Here is a 13743-nt window from a genome sequence, read left to right as displayed (position 1 = left end):
GGACAAGGAAAAAGCCCCCGCTTGGGTGAAGCGGGGGCTGGGAGAGTTCGAACTGCCGTTTGCGTCAGCTCGCGAAGGCATGTTCGGCGGAGGACTGGCCGAGGCCGGCCTCGGCGCCCTGGGTGGCGGGGCCGGCGGTCTCGTCGGCGCCGGGCAGCGGCGGCAGGCCCTCGTCGGCCTTGGGCGCCATCTCCGCGGCGAGATCGCGGCGACGCGTCGGGCGCGACCAGACGACGTTGTAGCTGCCGTCCTCCTGGCGGAACGCCGACACGTAGAGCGGCGCGGCCAGGCTCGGGTCCTCGATCTTGCCGTTGAGGAACGCCTCGCCCGTGCCGTTCGAGAACAGCTCGAACAGCGCACCCACCTGCACCCACGCCCGCGACGCCGACAGCGCCAGAACCTCGAACTTGGGCGCCTTGGGATTGGCCGAGTGCACCTCGCGCAGCGCAACCGTCATGGCGATCGCCAGCGTCGCGATCTTGCCGACGAAAATGCCGGCGTCATTCTGCTTGATCGAACCGATGTTCATGGGAAAGTCTCCTGAAAGCGGTCTCGAACACCGTGTCCGAGCCACCTTCCTCCTTCCCCACTCCCCTCCTCGGCCGTTCGGCCGAGCAGGCGCGCAAGCGCCCATCCGAGCGCCGCAAAAGCGGCCTCGGGTCGAAACGCGTTGGGCGCTGGTGTTAGTTTATCGAGCCGAAGAGACGCCTCTTGGCCGCTGCCTGATGCAGGCCGTCCTTGACGCCGACCGTGGCGTTCATGTCCGCCGCGAGATCGGCAGCCAGCGTCTCGGGAATATCGGCATAAGCTTCGACCACCCTGATGGCGATCTCGGGGCTGAGCAGCTCGCCCGGCTCGGTGCCAAGCCAGATCGTCGCCTCGCCTTCTTCGGGTTCCTCATCGGTCGGCGTGAATATCTGGGCGAAGAAGGTCTGAAGGGGTCTGTCCCAGCCAACCACCGCCTTGATGACCCCATTCCCCGGTCTCGGTTTCAGTTCGTAGCGGCTCATGTCTGGCTCCGACGAATGCGATGATCGACGTGGCGGGCCGCGCCCTCGGCGCTGCGCAGCGCCTTGCGGACCGCGGCGGCGGCGCGCGGGGCGCCGCTCTGGGCAAGAAGGTGCCGCGCGCTGCGAAGCTGGTCAATCGCCTCCCACACGGCGTCGCGGTCTGCCCGCTTCGCGGCTCTGATGGGTCGCATGGGATTGGTCCCTTCGAGATTGATCAGGATGCCGGCGACGCCGGGACGGTTTCGATGCGGACATCGATGGCGTTCCTGCCGATGATCGCTGAGAACTGGCGCCCTTCGGGAACGAACCATTGGGCGCGGTAGGCGATGATCGCCCGGAGCCGCTCCACCAGCGCCGCGTCGTCTCCAAGCAACAGTCGGGTGGCCATTTCTCTGGCATCGAGCAGGAAGTGATCGTTCTGCGTCTCCCAGCTATCGGCGTCGCGATCGTCGCTCGCGCAGAAGCATGAAGCCTCGAGCAGGTCGACCAGCTCGTCCGGGGATATCGCGCCGCGCGCGGCGAGAAGGACGTTCGCTTCCTCGAAACCCCAATGATGCGCGTCGTCATACTCGATGACGACGGGAGCCGCGACGGTCAGCGTCTCGGTTCTGGCGCCCCCGATCTCGACCACGAGATCGAGGCGGTCGACCGTCCCGCATTCGAGCCCGGACAGGGTCTCGCTGTCGAACAGATGGCGGGCGCCGTCGCGTTCGATCTCGAACCGAAGCGCTGTGATCCGGGGGAGTGCATCGTACCAGCCATATCCCGCCATCGCGTCGTCCGGATCGGCGAGGGAACCTTGGAGGCGGCCGTCGCGGGCGAGCGCGAATGCCGCGCATTGTTCGAGCGGCGCGCCGAAATTCTCCATGAGGACGAGATTGTCCGCCGGGATCAGGCCGGAACCCTCGCGTCCGCTGTTGAGATCGGCCGTCGCCGGGGTCCAGCCTCGCAGGAGCGCCGTCGCCTCGGGAAGATCGATGCCGAGATTCCGGGCCTCGGTCCATTGGGCGAAGGACAGGCGGTGGCTGCCGAGAGATGCGATGTGGCGGAAGATGGTCTTGCGGACCAAGTCGCGGAGCGCTTCGAGCGCGGCGCTCTCGACCATTTCGGTCCGGGCTGGCAGCACAAGCTGTAGCGCTGGGGCATCGATGATGTCGACGCGCGCCCACCAGCTGCGATCCTTCTCGTCAATCGAGGGCAAGGCGCAGGGGACGGTGAGGCCGTGGAAGTTGATGCGCGGCTGGTAGTGAGTGGAGCGCGCCCCGTTATAGAGGCCGATGCGCACGCCGCCGGTCTCAACCGTGACCAGGGCGTCGGCGAGCCAGTCCGATTGGGCAAGCGGCGCGCCGTTGAATCGGATCGGCGTCGGACAATAGCGTGCGGCCGCGTTCGCGCTGGCCTCCAGGGATTTCGCCCAGTCATCCTGGAGTGGGAGACGGATCTCGGTGCCGAAGCGATGATCGCAGCGATAGACCGGGATAGGACCGCCCGTTTCCCAATCGCCGGGCGCGATCGAGATCCGCCAGGCGTCTCCGCCGGCGCGCGGACGGGACCGGATTTCGACATGGCGCCCGGCAAGGCTGAACACGCCCATGCCGGCAGGATCTTCACGGGCCGCGATATCCTCATCCCATCCCGAGCGCCCGAGCGCGAGAATGACCGCGGGATCGGCGATCCCCGCGCCGTCGTCGGCGATGACGAGCCACTGCCGATCGTCGGCTTCGGCGACATCGAGGTCGACGGTCGTCGCGCCGGCGCGGCGCGCATTCTGGATGAGCTCGGTCAGTATGGAACCGAGCGTATTATTGAACAGCCTCGTCACCTTGGTGATCGCTGCGGGATCGACCTGGCTGTGGACGACGGTGGGAAGGGGCATCGGGGTCTCCTCGGCAAGAGCGAATGGCCCCCTCCCCGCCCTTCTCTCCTTTCGCTCGGGGCTGCGCGTCCACGGGCGGCGGTGGCGCGGCTGTCAGGCGCAACGGCGCTCCTTCTCGGCCGGTGTCTCGATGTGGACATAGCGCTTGCCGGCCCGGCGGCGCTTGCGGATGCGGCCATCGACGAAGGCCTTGGCCCAGCGGTCGGCTTCGTCCACGCGGGCGGCGATGGCGCACTCGTCGGCCTGTTTGAACATCGTGTAGGCCAGCGCGTATTGCGCGCGCTCCGGCAGGCTGAGCAGTGTCGCGCTGATCGGCAGCGCGCTCTCGTAGAATTCGAGGATATGGCGGCCCCCGCCGTGGTGCATCAGGATGGCCAGGAGGCCCTTGTTTCCGGGACCGGTCGGCCGCGCGATCTGGATGTCATGCGACCCGTAGGTTACCCCGACCTGGGACGCCCCGCCCTCGCCGCGATGGAAGACGCGGTCCTCGCGGTTCGCCAGGGGATGGGCGAGAACCTCATAGCCATCGAAGCTATCGACGCGGCGGATGCGGTTATGTCCGATGACGGTCATGACAAAATCTCCTCATGCCCCGGGGCGCAGGCCACCGGGGTTGGATGGGCACGGAAAGTGGTGGAGTGGCCGGCAGGGGTTCAGTCACCGCGCGGCAAAGGGATCGGGACGGCTTGGCCACTGGCGAGGTTGATGAAAGCGCCGGCGTGCCCGATCGACCCGCGGCCGAGAAGGTCGAACAGCAGTGCGAGCGCGTGGCTCGCCAGCACCCGATTGACGAACAGGGACTGACGTTCGAGCGCCTCGGCGACCGAGCAGGACGGGGCATCGTCCTCGGCCAGGGTTTCGTCGGCCAGCTCGGGAAAGGCCTCGAGGACAGTTGGCAGGCGCGCCTTGACGTTGCCCTTCGGACGGCATGGGCAACCGATCAGATATTGTCCGTCGCTGGCGCGATTGCCGAGGTCCATCCAATAGGTCGGCACGACCCTGCCGTCGCTAAGCGCCGCGCCGAGTGCCCGGCGCGCCGAAGCCGTGTCGACGCACGTGATGAGGATGTCGGTCCCTTCCGTATCGACGGCATCGGGCGCTCGGCCATGAACGGCTTTCCAGCCCAGGCCGTGGGCAAGGTTGATCCGCTCGGTTAGCGTGCGCGCCTTGGAGTTGCCGAGATCGCAGCGATAGAAGGGCTGGCGACCGAGATTGGCCTCGGTCACAATGTCGTCGTCGACCACGGTGACCGCGAGCGAACGCGAGGAGATCGCGCGGAGAGCCGTGTCGAGCGAGGCAAGGCCCATTAGCATCTGAGCGCCGTTTCCACCGCATCCCACGAGGAGGATGCGGATCCCGCGATTGTCGAAGGTGGCGGGAAGGAAGTGGCGCTGGAGCTTGTCAGGCTGCATGGGGAATCTCCCGAAAATGGGCTGCGCGGCACGGCCAGGAACATCCCTCCGGCGCAGAGCCTGGCGGCCATGACCGGACCCGCCGGGTGGTCGAGCCGGCCGACGACGAGTGAAATCTTGGTGGCATGGGCATCGTCAGCATCGTCGGTCGCGCTGAAATAGGCCGGACCGCGCCCGTGACTGTGCATGTCGCAGACGACATGCCAACTAGGCTCGCAGGCCGGGGGCCGGTAGACGAGGCGCGTCGGCGTCGCTTCATCGATCTGCGGAAAATGCACGGTGAATTCGGCCGTCGCCTCGTTCCACAGGATGAAGGCGGCTGCCTCGTTGGGCAGGGCGGCACGGAAATGGTCCAGGACGGCCGCGAGATGCTCACCCGGGACCCGGCCGCAGCGCAATTCGGCCTGGGGGTCGCCCATGCTGCCATAGGGGAGATGGGCTGCGAATGGCGGCGACAGAGGCGCATCAAGCGCCAGCCAGGGACGACGCAATATGAGCATCGCCCCATCGGCCCCCACGGCGAGCCCGTGTCCGGCCCGACTGCTGCGAAGCGCATCGAGCCCAGGCGATCGGCCTATGGGCGGAACAGGATAGCAGGGAACGGCGGCGAGCAGCGCGGCCGCGGTCGGATCATCGGCGAGCATGGTCATCTCCCGGCAGCCGCTGAAATCAGTCGGCCGACCGTGATCGCGTCGGCCGGCGGGCGCGCCTGTCGCAGACGGGCGGCGGGATTGAAGGGCCTGAGGCGTCGGACCGGGAAACGACTGGCCCCGCGCGCGGCGAGATCGTCCCAGAGTCTGACGAGGCCGCCCTTGCCGGTCACCGTCCATTCCTGTCCGGGATTGGGGTGCGTCGACCAGGAGTCGAACACGGCCCGTTCGAACTCCGGGATTGCGGCAACGCCGAGGGTTTTCGGCCTCGGGATATTGCCCCAGCAGAGCCGCCCTTCGATGAAGACATTGAGAATGGGCGAGTGCAGCACCGGCGTGTCAGCCACGGGGCGCTCGCTGGCCGGCAGCGCGTAGACCCCGAGCCCCGCGCGCGTGGCAATGAACAGATGCGCGGGATAGGGCACCGCGACCGTGGTGCGCCGCGCCAGCGCTCGAAGACCGTCGGGCGGCGATGAGAGCGCGAAATAGGCGGGGCGAACCTGTGCCGGCGTCCACCATGCGAGAACATCGGGATGGGAGACCAGGACGGTGTCGGGCAATATCTCGGGGATAGCCGTGCGGCCCAGCGCCTCGGTCCACTGGCGCAGCTGCGCACGCGACAAGGGAATGCCCGCAGCGATCGTGGGGCGGCCGTCTCCATCGAGCTCGACGGCGTGCATGCTGGCGAACGCCGCCACGTCGTTCCTGGGCGCGCCATAGGCGTTTGGGGTCCGGGACGTTCCGGCCTGATAGAGCAGGATGGCGTTGGTCAGGACGAGACCGCCGCCGGTGGCTTCGAAGTGGCTGCTGTGATCGGACATGGGGGCCTCACGGATTGGGTGGGTCGAGACGGACGAGATCCTGAGCCGCGAGCAGGAACTGGACGCCGAGCCTGAGGCTCGCGAACCAGGCGTCGATCCGGCTCACTTCGGGCAGCGGGCAGAGGCCGCAGAAATCCATGAAGCCCATTTCCATGCCGTGGCGCGCGACATCGTCGAGTTCGCGGGCGAACTCTTCGAACGGAACGAGCGTCAAGGGCGGAAGGGACGAGCATTCCTCGATGCCCGGCACATATTCGTAGAGGGCGTCGCTATCGAAGTGCCAGGCATTGCGGTCCGAGGCGAGGTGTTCGAGCGCCTTATGCGCGTCGCGAAGCCGGTGCAGCGCCTGCGCCAGCTCTTTCGGGAGGCATGCGGGCTTCGCTGCGTTCGCGCCGATCATCCAGTCGGGACGGCGCGCGTTCATTTCCGAGGGGAGCGTCTGTTCCTCGATCTCTTCGGCGCTGAGACCCTGATAGGCGGCCAAGCTCCGGCGCGCGCTCTCGTCGTCGATCTCGCCGTCCCAATAATACATCGAGATTTCGTCGAAGAGGTCTTGGTAGCCGAAGACCGGAAGGGCGGTGCCGAGCGTCTCCCCGAGGGCCGCATAGGCGGCGGCGCGCCAGGGGATGGGAGCGTCGCCGGTTTCGATCCAGCCAAGATCCAGTTGGCCCAGGGTCTCGCAGACAAGGGCGATCGCGGGCGGATTATCGTCTTCGCCGACGAGGACGGCGACCCGCAGATCGACAAGCTCGATCGGCTCCAGGATTTCGAGAACCGCGGCATTGAAGACCTGCTCGATGCGCTTGCGGGCGCCGACGCGCGTGTACCGCTTGGAGGTTGCTTCCCGCGCGGACACCCAGCGGCCCATCAGCTTGTGGTGATTGCTGAGCGGCTGATCGAAAGTGGCGGGGATGTCGACGGACAGCGCGACCGACCGCCCCGCGAGATCAACCGAGTGGGGCGAGCCTGAGGCCGGCGGGGGGCTGAAGCGGCTCCGCCGCTTCGCCTTTGTGATTGGCAGGGTCGAGGAGGATCCGCGCGTGGAGGGCCTGGGCCTGGGCGCTGCAGGGAGGCTGGGGGAAGCCGGTCGTGTTGCCATCGTCGTGCTCGATCCATTCGAGGAGCGTCTTGCGCGGAGCGGCCGGAATGGCCGCGCTCTGGGCGGGCGGCATGTTCAGCCCTTGGTGCCGACGGCGCGCCGATATTCGATGAGGTGGGCGTTGCCCGACACGCCGGCATCGACGATCTCGGCGTTGAGAATCGCCGGGAAGAGTGTCGCATGGTAGGAGCGCAACGCTGCCGGTTCTTCCGCGAGATGCGGCGGGACCGGGAGGTCGATGCCGTCGTATCGGTAAGTGCGGGTCAGGAGGTTGATCTGCATGATGGGCCTCTCGAATTGAGATGTTGGGCAAGTCGATGAAGGTCAGTCCCAGAGGCTGGCCGGTTCGTCCGCCTTGGCGTCGGCTGGCGGAGCGGCGGGGTTCGCAGCTTTTGCGGGACTCGTGGGCGCGGGCGTCTTCGGCGTTGCCGCCTTGGCCTTCGCGGCTTCGGCGGCGGCGGTGCGGGCCGCTTCGGCTGCCTGGCGTTGCTCCTCGAGCTGGTCGGCGAGCGTCTTGCGAGCGGCGATGAGCTGGCCGAGCGCACCGTCTTCGCCCTTGGCTAGTTCGGCGTCGATTTCCGCGGCGCTGGCGGTGAGCGAGATCGGGCGGGTTTCGCCGGTCTCGAGCTTGTGCGCGGCGCCTTCCTGCCTGCGGGGGATCACGGTCAGGGTGACGGTATCGTCCGGGCCGGCGACGAGATCGAAGCCGAGCGAGTAGCGCGCGAGCAGCGGGAGCAGGTTGGTAATCAGCATGGGGGCGCTTCCTTCTATGTGAGTGTTCGGGGGGTCAGGCGGCGAGTTCCGTGATCGCGGCTTCGGTCGGCGGCGCGGCCTTCACCGGCGGCGGTCCGTATTGGCCGTCGAGCGTCATCGAACTGGGGAGGCGTCCGGCCCAGTCGAAGCCGGGCCGGCCCAGCATGCCGGCGATGAGGTCGGCCTTCTTGGCGGTGAGGAGCTTGGCGAAGCCCTTTTCGCCCATGTGTGCGACGAGGCCGCATTCCTGGGCGATGAACTTGAGTTCATCCTTGGTGTATCGCTCGAGGAAGGCCTTATCGACCTGCCAGACGTCGCGCAGGTCGACCGCGAAGGCCCGGGCGAGGTCGGCGACATGCCCGAAGGTGAGCACGTCCTTGGCATAGGCGGCGCCGACGGCGGACAGCACATTGGCCGCCTGCGGCTCCGAAAGGGCGCGGATCTCCGCGATCTTGTCGCCATAGGGAAGATCCGGGAAGGTGGCGCCGACCAGGATGCCGGCACGCGCCTTCAGCGTTTCGGCCTTGATCTGGGGAAGCGTGCCCGACATGGCGGCGACGAGAATGGCGGTGTGGGCCTGGACGGCATCGGCCGCGAGCGCCCGGGCGACGGCGGTGCGCCACTTCGCCTCGCGCAGGTCGCTGGTACGGCCTGCGATCGATTTGACCGTGACAGTCGGCTTGTGCGCGGCGGAGCCGCCGCTCGTCGAAGGGAGCGGGGTCTGCGGAGCCGGGGCGCGCGGTTCGGCGCGGGTGGGAGCTTCAGTGCGATCGCCCGGGTTCGCATCAGATCCGCCTTCGGTGTCGTCGAGGACGTCATCCTCGTCGTCATCGCGCTCGTCATCCTGCGCATCGTCAGTGGAGGGCGGAGCTGCAGCCCGTTCCGCCTTCTCGGCACGCTCCTGCTCCTCGAAGCGGATCGCCTCGGCGGTCTGGGTCTTCAGTTCGAAGCAACCGGGATTGGTGCAGTGTCCGTCGTCGACGTGGGTCTCGAACAGGGTTCGCTGGGAGGCCGAGTTGAACGGACAGGTGGTGCACTCGGTCTTGTCGAAGCAGGCAGCGGCGAGGTTCTGCGTCACCCGCATCAGCAATTCGCGAGTCTTGCCGACGTCCAGCCCGGCGGCGAGAATGGTCTCGAGGGCCTTGTCCTGCTTGTCGCCGGGTACGGCCGCCAGCAGCTCGGCATGGCCGACCTTGATCCGGCGTTCGTCGAGCGCGAGCTTCACGGCATCGGAAAGCTCGGCGAGCGCCAGGCGCCGATCGAGCTTCGCCCGGGACCAGCCAAGCCGTCGGGCGGCCTCGGCGCGATCGTTCTGGCAGGCCGCGAGATAGCGGACGGCGGCGTCAGCCTGCTCGGTTTCCGACGGATCGTCGCGGTCGTCATTCTCGGCGATCGCGGCGTCCAGCGCCTCCTGGTCCGTCATCTCGCGGATGATGACAGGCACTTCGCCATCGGGGCCGTAGGCTTCCAGACCGGCGCGGTAGCGGCGCTCGCCGGCGACGATCGCATAGACCTCGCCCTTGGGACGCAGGAGGATGGGCTGCAGGATTCCGCGCAGGCGGATCGAGGCGACAAGCTCGTCATGCTTCTTGCGGTCGAAATAGCGGCGCGGATTGTCGCCCTTGGTGATGAGGGAGAGCGGCAGCGTGGCGCGGATCGGTTCGGCAGGGGTCAAGGCTGGTCTCCTCGGGGATTGGGGAAGGCAGGGTCCATCGAGCCCGCGCGCTCTCGGTCGGCGAGCCTGAAGCTCGCCCTCCCCCTCCCCTCTCGCTGCCCGGAGGGCCGGCGAGCCGATGCGCTGATTTTCATGGGGAATGGGGCTTGAGGGCTCGCTGGCGCTCAGTAGTCCTCGGCGAGCATGACGGTGAGGACGCGCCGCGTGATCGAGGCGTCCGCCGGGTCGTCGGAGCCGAACTCGAGCGCCATGTCATAATAATCGATCTTGAAGAGGACCCTCTGCCCCTGCAGGTCGAAGGCGCCGAAATCGCGCTCGGGCCCGTCGCCGGGCTTGAACGCATAGCGGCGGACCGCCGCGAGCAGTTCGGCCTGCGCGAGCACCTCGGCGATGCCTTCGCCCTCGCCGGACAGCCGGGCAAGGCAATTGCGGGTGACCATGATGCGGGCATGGGCATCGAGGCCCTGCCGGCAGCGATCGTTGAGACGGGCGATCCGTTCGGTGGCGGGAATTGTCATGCGGCCTCCAGCAAGCCGGCGTTGAAGGTGTCGAGCCACTCCGCCATTGCCGGTCGTTCGGGGAGCGGGACATGCGCGGCGACGTCCTGAAAGCGGATGAGGTCGGCGGGCGCATCGCGGATGATCGCGTCGATGTCGGCTGCGGGGAGCAGCTCCTCGGCGCGGATGAAGTCGGTCATTCGGCCGGGTCTGGTCGAGGTAGACCGGCGCCACAGGCCTTCGACGGTACGCAGGCGCGGGGCCGCGCGGGCTTCGACCAGGACGATGAGCCGAAGGCACCAGGCCGGTAGCGCCCGAACCTCGTCCGGCTTCATGGCGCCGCAGATGAATTATGTCGCCATTGAGACGATCCATTCCCTTTGACGGGATAAGGATATTGTCCCATTATCGATCGGGTCGGGGCAATAAAATGGAAACGCCCAGTGTCATGTCGAGGGTTCAGTGCATCTTTTCCCGTTCGATCCTTGGCTCGGCGTCGAGCCTATACTTCTTGATGGGACGATGATCCGGCCTGCGCTTGATGACTCCATAAAGCAGGACGCAATCAAATACTTACCCGAAACAAATCTCCCTTCTCTCCTTCATTCCGACGGAAGCCCCGTTGTAGAAGTCAATTCGTTCATCACGTTCCTGCGATCCGATGGCGTGTCCCTTGCCAGCGCAGGCCACTATGCTCGAGATCTTCAGGTCTTTGCCCGTTACCTGCGGGATGCGCGTTCAAAGTCGTTACTCGACGCATCGAGTGCCGACGTAGGGAAATATCGCAGCCTTCGGCTCGAAGGGCCGGGCGAGCTCCGACTATCGGGATCGTCTTGGAAGCGCACCTCTGCGGCGCTAACGCGGTTCTATCAATGGGCCGCCAGCGAGGACGCAGGACTGATATCAGTTGCGCCGAAAACCAGATTCCGCCGTGATGGCGCGGTTGCCGAAGATACGATCCGCATGATCCCGCTCGAGGATTACGTTCTGTTCCGAGACCAAGGCCTGCTCGGTGGGGGTTACGCGAACGGCATCACTCACCGGCGGAATCCGATGCGCGATGCCGCGTTCGCCGAGCTGCTTGTGACGACAGGGGTTAGGCTCGAAGAAGGCGCAAGCCTTCTGATCGGTGAGCTTCCGACGACGAACGCCCGCGTCTTTCACGGCTGTCGCAGCACCATGATCGACCTGCCCGCCAGAATCACCAAAGGGCGCAAACCTCGATCAGTGCCGTTCCCGAGGCGGGTAGCCAGTAACTTCATCGACGCTTATATTCGCGAGGAGCGGAGCCAGTTGGTCGATCGCTGGCGACGCGCGGGTGGGGTCCGGACCATGCGGCAGCCGCTCATCGGCACGCTTGCAGGCGGGCAACGCGTTTTGATCAAGGGCGAGCGGCGCCCTCGATCACTGGCGACTCTGCGCATCGACGAACGACGCAACCTCCTATTGCTGCCCGGATCGGGCGCACCATTGGAAAGTGCGCAGCCGGCAGCATTGTGGCTGGCGCAGGACGGCCAAGCCCTCACCCCCGCGGCATGGCAGTCGATATTCCGGCGTACCAGCAAGAAGTTGTCGGAGGACATGGGCTGGGACCTACACGTATCGCCCCATACCCTCCGGCATACCTTTGCCGTCTACTGGCTTACACACCTCGTCAAAGCGGAAGTGATGAGGCTCGACGATCGATCTGTCCCGGATCGAACCGAGGAAATCTACATGAAGGTTGTCAGCGACCCCTTGCGCCGGGTCCAGCGATGGCTGGGTCACGCCAGCGTCCTGACCACTGAAAAATATCTCACCTACCTCGATGAAGCCTTCGAAATCGTAGATCAGGCGGCCGAGGCGCTGGACTCTCGTCTGATGGGCTTCTTCTAGCAGTGGGTCGCCCTCGCCTCTCGTTCCGCGATTTACCTCCGCAGCAGGATGAGGAGCCGCGAGCCGACGCGATCGTAGCCTATCATCATCGTGACGGTGTCGGGCGCGAAATGACCTGGTTGCTGCACGAGGTGGGGAACGAAGGCCTGGGTCGCGATCTTGCCTTGTACCTTGGGCCGATGATGAACGAGCTGTTCGCCGGCCTGGCCGTCCCGAGTGTCGAACAGTATCGACAGAGCTGGATCCCGCTCGGGAAACATCTGTCCTCCAGCGGGCGCCTCAACGGGGGGCTTCGCGTGATCACGGCCGCTGACATCGATGCCTGCGACGTTCGGGGTCAATACTCCCGGTTCCGTTGCCTTGTTCACGGCCTTCGCGCGATAGACGAACGAAACCCTGATCTGCTTCGTCCGGATCTGAAGGCGCGGATCAACTTCACGAGCCGGCACAACGGAACGGCATTACGGCCCCGCGAACCGTTGACACCGTTCGTCGCTCGCGTCCTGAAAGACGCCGCTGATCGCAGCGTGGTAGCTACACGCGAAAGGATCTTGTCGGGCCGCGAGCAGATCGAAGCTTTGCGAAACAAGCCGGAGAGGAGCCGCTTTGAGAATGTGTTCCTGAGGGTCGCCGACGGCACGCGCCCCGCTCGAAGCGAGTTCGACATGTTCAAATATCGCAAGGTTGCCATCGCCGCGGCCAGCGATCTTCTCGTTCTGACCCTGCCTGATGCGATCTGCTTCATCATCGCCATCGCGCTCCGGGTCGAAATGCCGATAGAATGCCTGCGGACCCTGCGGCGCGACTGCCTGAAGAACCCCGCGAGAGGGTACGTCTCCATTGAATACACAAAGGGACGAGGCGGCCCCCGCGCGAAGATCAAGCGCGAACGCGTGCGTGATGGTGGAATTAATACGCCCGGCGGACTCGTTCGCCTTGCCCTCGAACTATCCCGACCCGCCGCCGAGCGAATGGCCGATCGAGGGGACCCGAATGCGGATTACCTGTGGGTGGGCTTCGTTGCAGCCGGACTGCCGAGCTGGCGGCGGTTCAGCCTTTCTACCCACAACTTCTATGCCGCGATCAGGAGCCTTGGGCTCGTCGACGAAGCGGGCAAGCCGATAACCAAGATCGTTCCCGCCCGGCTAAGGAAGACGGTGAAGCGGGACAATTACTTGCGCCACACAGGCCACCTTCGGCGCTTCGCGAGCGATCACTCGAAGCCAGTTGCCGCTCGGCATTATGCCGCGGTGGACGGGCTTCGAGAAGAGCATGCACGCTCGGTAGCGGTCGCTGAAGGTCAACTGTTCGACATGGCGATGATGCCGTTGGTCCTGCCACCGAAGGAGGAAGTCAGCGCGCTCGCATCCGGCCTCTCGATCGGAAACCAAAAGCTCGACGCAGGCGCGGTCGCGTCGTTGGTCTCAGGCGATGCCGATACGTTCCTTGGCATGTGTTCCGGCTTTTGGTCGAGCCCTCTTGGGCGGAACGACAACGGCTCCTGCGCCACCGCGTTCACCGGCTGCCTCCATTGCTCGAATGCAGTGTTCACCGCACGAAAACTGCCTGCATTGCTGACCTATCTGACATGGCTAGCTGAACGGCGCGCCGTCATGACGGAAGCGGAGTGGCACGAGCGCTACAGCGCCGACCATAATCGAATTATGGTACAGATACTCCCCGTGTTCGACGCTGGCGATATCGAACAGGCTCGGTCCACGGCGGAAAATGCCGCTGTGGCGCCAGCGCTGCCGCCACATCTTCAGCGGGGCTGAACATGCGTCGGGTTCTGGAACGTGCCGAAGCATCTTGGCGGATTGACCGTTCGGCATTGGTGATTCCGCCCCAGATGGTCGTGAGTGGCCGTGAGCAGCAGAATATCTCTCTGGTCGGGGACGATAAGTGGCTGCTCGAATGTGCCATCGCGCGGCCGACAAAGGCCCATGAAGCCTGTATCTGCTTCGGTCGGATCGCCGATGCTGATGAGCGGGAGCTCATACGAGAATACCTGTTCCTGTCTTTAGAGCGGTTTTCGATCAGTCCGGATCATATCCACACGACTTGAAGTAATTGGC

17 protein-coding genes and 1 pseudogene are annotated in these 13743 nt (G+C 65.7%); 3 read left to right on the top strand and 15 right to left on the bottom strand.

Annotated elements, in window-relative coordinates:
• Positions 1 to 64: 64 nt before the first annotated feature.
• From ACODRZ_RS16450 to ACODRZ_RS16380, 15 genes and pseudogenes are all read right to left on the bottom strand, one after another.
• Positions 65 to 529, bottom strand: coding sequence for a DUF736 domain-containing protein (locus ACODRZ_RS16450; RefSeq protein WP_304537360.1), 465 nt, complete (start codon positions 527 to 529; stop codon positions 65 to 67).
• A 154-nt stretch (positions 530 to 683) separates the two neighbouring features.
• On the bottom strand, positions 684 to 1010 hold the full coding sequence (locus ACODRZ_RS16445) for a hypothetical protein (protein ID WP_019054435.1): 327 nt from the start codon (positions 1008 to 1010) through the stop codon (positions 684 to 686).
• A complete protein-coding gene (locus ACODRZ_RS16440; protein WP_019054434.1) occupies positions 1007 to 1201 on the bottom strand; it encodes a hypothetical protein in 195 nt (64 codons plus the stop codon). Before ACODRZ_RS16440 ends, ACODRZ_RS16445 begins: the two co-directional genes overlap by 4 nt.
• Positions 1202 to 1224: 23 nt before the next feature.
• On the bottom strand, positions 1225 to 2886 hold the full coding sequence (locus tag ACODRZ_RS16435; protein ID WP_488971812.1) for an ATP-binding protein: 1662 nt from the start codon (positions 2884 to 2886) through the stop codon (positions 1225 to 1227).
• A gap of 93 nt (positions 2887 to 2979) precedes the next feature.
• Complete coding sequence (locus ACODRZ_RS16430; RefSeq protein ID WP_019054432.1) at positions 2980 to 3459, bottom strand: hypothetical protein; 480 nt, start codon at positions 3457 to 3459, stop codon at positions 2980 to 2982.
• Positions 3460 to 3539: 80 nt separating this feature from the next.
• Positions 3540 to 4298, bottom strand: a complete 759-nt coding sequence (locus ACODRZ_RS16425; RefSeq protein ID WP_026149972.1) for a PRTRC system ThiF family protein — start codon at positions 4296 to 4298, stop codon at positions 3540 to 3542.
• Positions 4193 to 4948 (bottom strand): PRTRC system protein A, encoded by a 756-nt coding sequence (locus tag ACODRZ_RS16420; protein ID WP_019054430.1) that lies wholly within the window; start codon positions 4946 to 4948, stop codon positions 4193 to 4195. The genes ACODRZ_RS16425 and ACODRZ_RS16420 overlap by 106 nt, the downstream gene beginning before the upstream one ends.
• Positions 4945 to 5769 (bottom strand): PRTRC system protein B, encoded by an 825-nt coding sequence (locus ACODRZ_RS16415; RefSeq protein WP_019054429.1) that lies wholly within the window; start codon positions 5767 to 5769, stop codon positions 4945 to 4947. The genes ACODRZ_RS16420 and ACODRZ_RS16415 overlap by 4 nt, the downstream gene beginning before the upstream one ends.
• Before the next feature lie 7 nt (positions 5770 to 5776).
• Positions 5777 to 6637 carry a hypothetical protein gene (locus ACODRZ_RS16410; protein ID WP_019054428.1) on the bottom strand — a complete coding sequence of 287 codons (861 nt, stop codon included), beginning with the start codon at positions 6635 to 6637 and terminating at the stop codon, positions 5777 to 5779.
• A gap of 79 nt (positions 6638 to 6716) precedes the next feature.
• Complete coding sequence (locus ACODRZ_RS16405) at positions 6717 to 6941, bottom strand: hypothetical protein (RefSeq protein WP_019054427.1); 225 nt, start codon at positions 6939 to 6941, stop codon at positions 6717 to 6719.
• A gap of 2 nt (positions 6942 to 6943) precedes the next feature.
• Positions 6944 to 7150, bottom strand: coding sequence for a PRTRC system protein C (locus tag ACODRZ_RS16400; protein ID WP_019054426.1), 207 nt, complete (start codon positions 7148 to 7150; stop codon positions 6944 to 6946).
• A 42-nt stretch (positions 7151 to 7192) separates the two neighbouring features.
• Complete coding sequence (locus ACODRZ_RS16395) at positions 7193 to 7621, bottom strand: PRTRC system protein E (protein ID WP_019054425.1); 429 nt, start codon at positions 7619 to 7621, stop codon at positions 7193 to 7195.
• A 34-nt stretch (positions 7622 to 7655) separates the two neighbouring features.
• Positions 7656 to 9296: a PRTRC system ParB family protein gene (locus ACODRZ_RS16390; RefSeq protein WP_019054424.1), complete on the bottom strand. Its 1641-nt coding sequence runs from the start codon at positions 9294 to 9296 to the stop codon at positions 7656 to 7658.
• Positions 9297 to 9460: 164 nt separating this feature from the next.
• Positions 9461 to 9814, bottom strand: coding sequence for a DUF3768 domain-containing protein (locus tag ACODRZ_RS16385; protein ID WP_019054423.1), 354 nt, complete (start codon positions 9812 to 9814; stop codon positions 9461 to 9463).
• A pseudogene (locus tag ACODRZ_RS16380) lies at positions 9811 to 10143 on the bottom strand (hypothetical protein); the annotation flags it as partial. The pseudogene ACODRZ_RS16380 and the gene ACODRZ_RS16385, both read right to left, overlap by 4 nt.
• Positions 10144 to 10315: 172 nt before the next feature.
• Between ACODRZ_RS16380 and ACODRZ_RS16375 the strand changes: the two are divergent.
• From ACODRZ_RS16375 to ACODRZ_RS16365, 3 genes are all read left to right on the top strand, one after another.
• Complete coding sequence (locus tag ACODRZ_RS16375; protein ID WP_037522502.1) at positions 10316 to 11668, top strand: tyrosine-type recombinase/integrase; 1353 nt, start codon at positions 10316 to 10318, stop codon at positions 11666 to 11668.
• Between the two features lie 110 nt (positions 11669 to 11778).
• Complete coding sequence (locus ACODRZ_RS16370) at positions 11779 to 13443, top strand: hypothetical protein (RefSeq protein ID WP_048939653.1); 1665 nt, start codon at positions 11779 to 11781, stop codon at positions 13441 to 13443.
• Between the two features lie 2 nt (positions 13444 to 13445).
• Positions 13446 to 13733: a hypothetical protein gene (locus ACODRZ_RS16365; RefSeq protein WP_488971813.1), complete on the top strand. Its 288-nt coding sequence runs from the start codon at positions 13446 to 13448 to the stop codon at positions 13731 to 13733.
• Positions 13734 to 13743: the final 10 nt, after the last annotated feature.

The organism is Novosphingobium sp. FG90 (genome assembly GCF_057808725.1).
This window is presented reverse-complemented; position numbering and strand designations above follow the sequence as displayed.

Excerpts from the sequence above, each read along its gene's own strand:
- ACODRZ_RS16450 (WP_304537360.1), bottom strand. The coding sequence starts at position 529 with ATGAACATCGGTTCGATCAAGCAGAATGACGCCGGCATTTTCGTCGGC.
- ACODRZ_RS16445 (WP_019054435.1), bottom strand. The coding sequence starts at position 1,010 with ATGAGCCGCTACGAACTGAAACCGAGACCGGGGAATGGGGTCATCAAG.
- ACODRZ_RS16440 (WP_019054434.1), bottom strand. The coding sequence starts at position 1,201 with ATGCGACCCATCAGAGCCGCGAAGCGGGCAGACCGCGACGCCGTGTGG.
- ACODRZ_RS16435 (WP_488971812.1), bottom strand. The coding sequence starts at position 2,886 with ATGCCCCTTCCCACCGTCGTCCACAGCCAGGTCGATCCCGCAGCGATC.
- ACODRZ_RS16430 (WP_019054432.1), bottom strand. The coding sequence starts at position 3,459 with ATGACCGTCATCGGACATAACCGCATCCGCCGCGTCGATAGCTTCGAT.
- ACODRZ_RS16425 (WP_026149972.1), bottom strand. The coding sequence starts at position 4,298 with ATGCAGCCTGACAAGCTCCAGCGCCACTTCCTTCCCGCCACCTTCGAC.
- ACODRZ_RS16420 (WP_019054430.1), bottom strand. The coding sequence starts at position 4,948 with ATGACCATGCTCGCCGATGATCCGACCGCGGCCGCGCTGCTCGCCGCC.
- ACODRZ_RS16415 (WP_019054429.1), bottom strand. The coding sequence starts at position 5,769 with ATGTCCGATCACAGCAGCCACTTCGAAGCCACCGGCGGCGGTCTCGTC.
- ACODRZ_RS16410 (WP_019054428.1), bottom strand. The coding sequence starts at position 6,637 with ATGGGCCGCTGGGTGTCCGCGCGGGAAGCAACCTCCAAGCGGTACACG.
- ACODRZ_RS16405 (WP_019054427.1), bottom strand. The coding sequence starts at position 6,941 with ATGCCGCCCGCCCAGAGCGCGGCCATTCCGGCCGCTCCGCGCAAGACG.
- ACODRZ_RS16400 (WP_019054426.1), bottom strand. The coding sequence starts at position 7,150 with ATGCAGATCAACCTCCTGACCCGCACTTACCGATACGACGGCATCGAC.
- ACODRZ_RS16395 (WP_019054425.1), bottom strand. The coding sequence starts at position 7,621 with ATGCTGATTACCAACCTGCTCCCGCTGCTCGCGCGCTACTCGCTCGGC.
- ACODRZ_RS16385 (WP_019054423.1), bottom strand. The coding sequence starts at position 9,814 with ATGACAATTCCCGCCACCGAACGGATCGCCCGTCTCAACGATCGCTGC.
- ACODRZ_RS16375 (WP_037522502.1), top strand. The coding sequence starts at position 10,316 with ATGATCCGGCCTGCGCTTGATGACTCCATAAAGCAGGACGCAATCAAA.
- ACODRZ_RS16370 (WP_048939653.1), top strand. The coding sequence starts at position 11,779 with ATGACCTGGTTGCTGCACGAGGTGGGGAACGAAGGCCTGGGTCGCGAT.
- ACODRZ_RS16365 (WP_488971813.1), top strand. The coding sequence starts at position 13,446 with ATGCGTCGGGTTCTGGAACGTGCCGAAGCATCTTGGCGGATTGACCGT.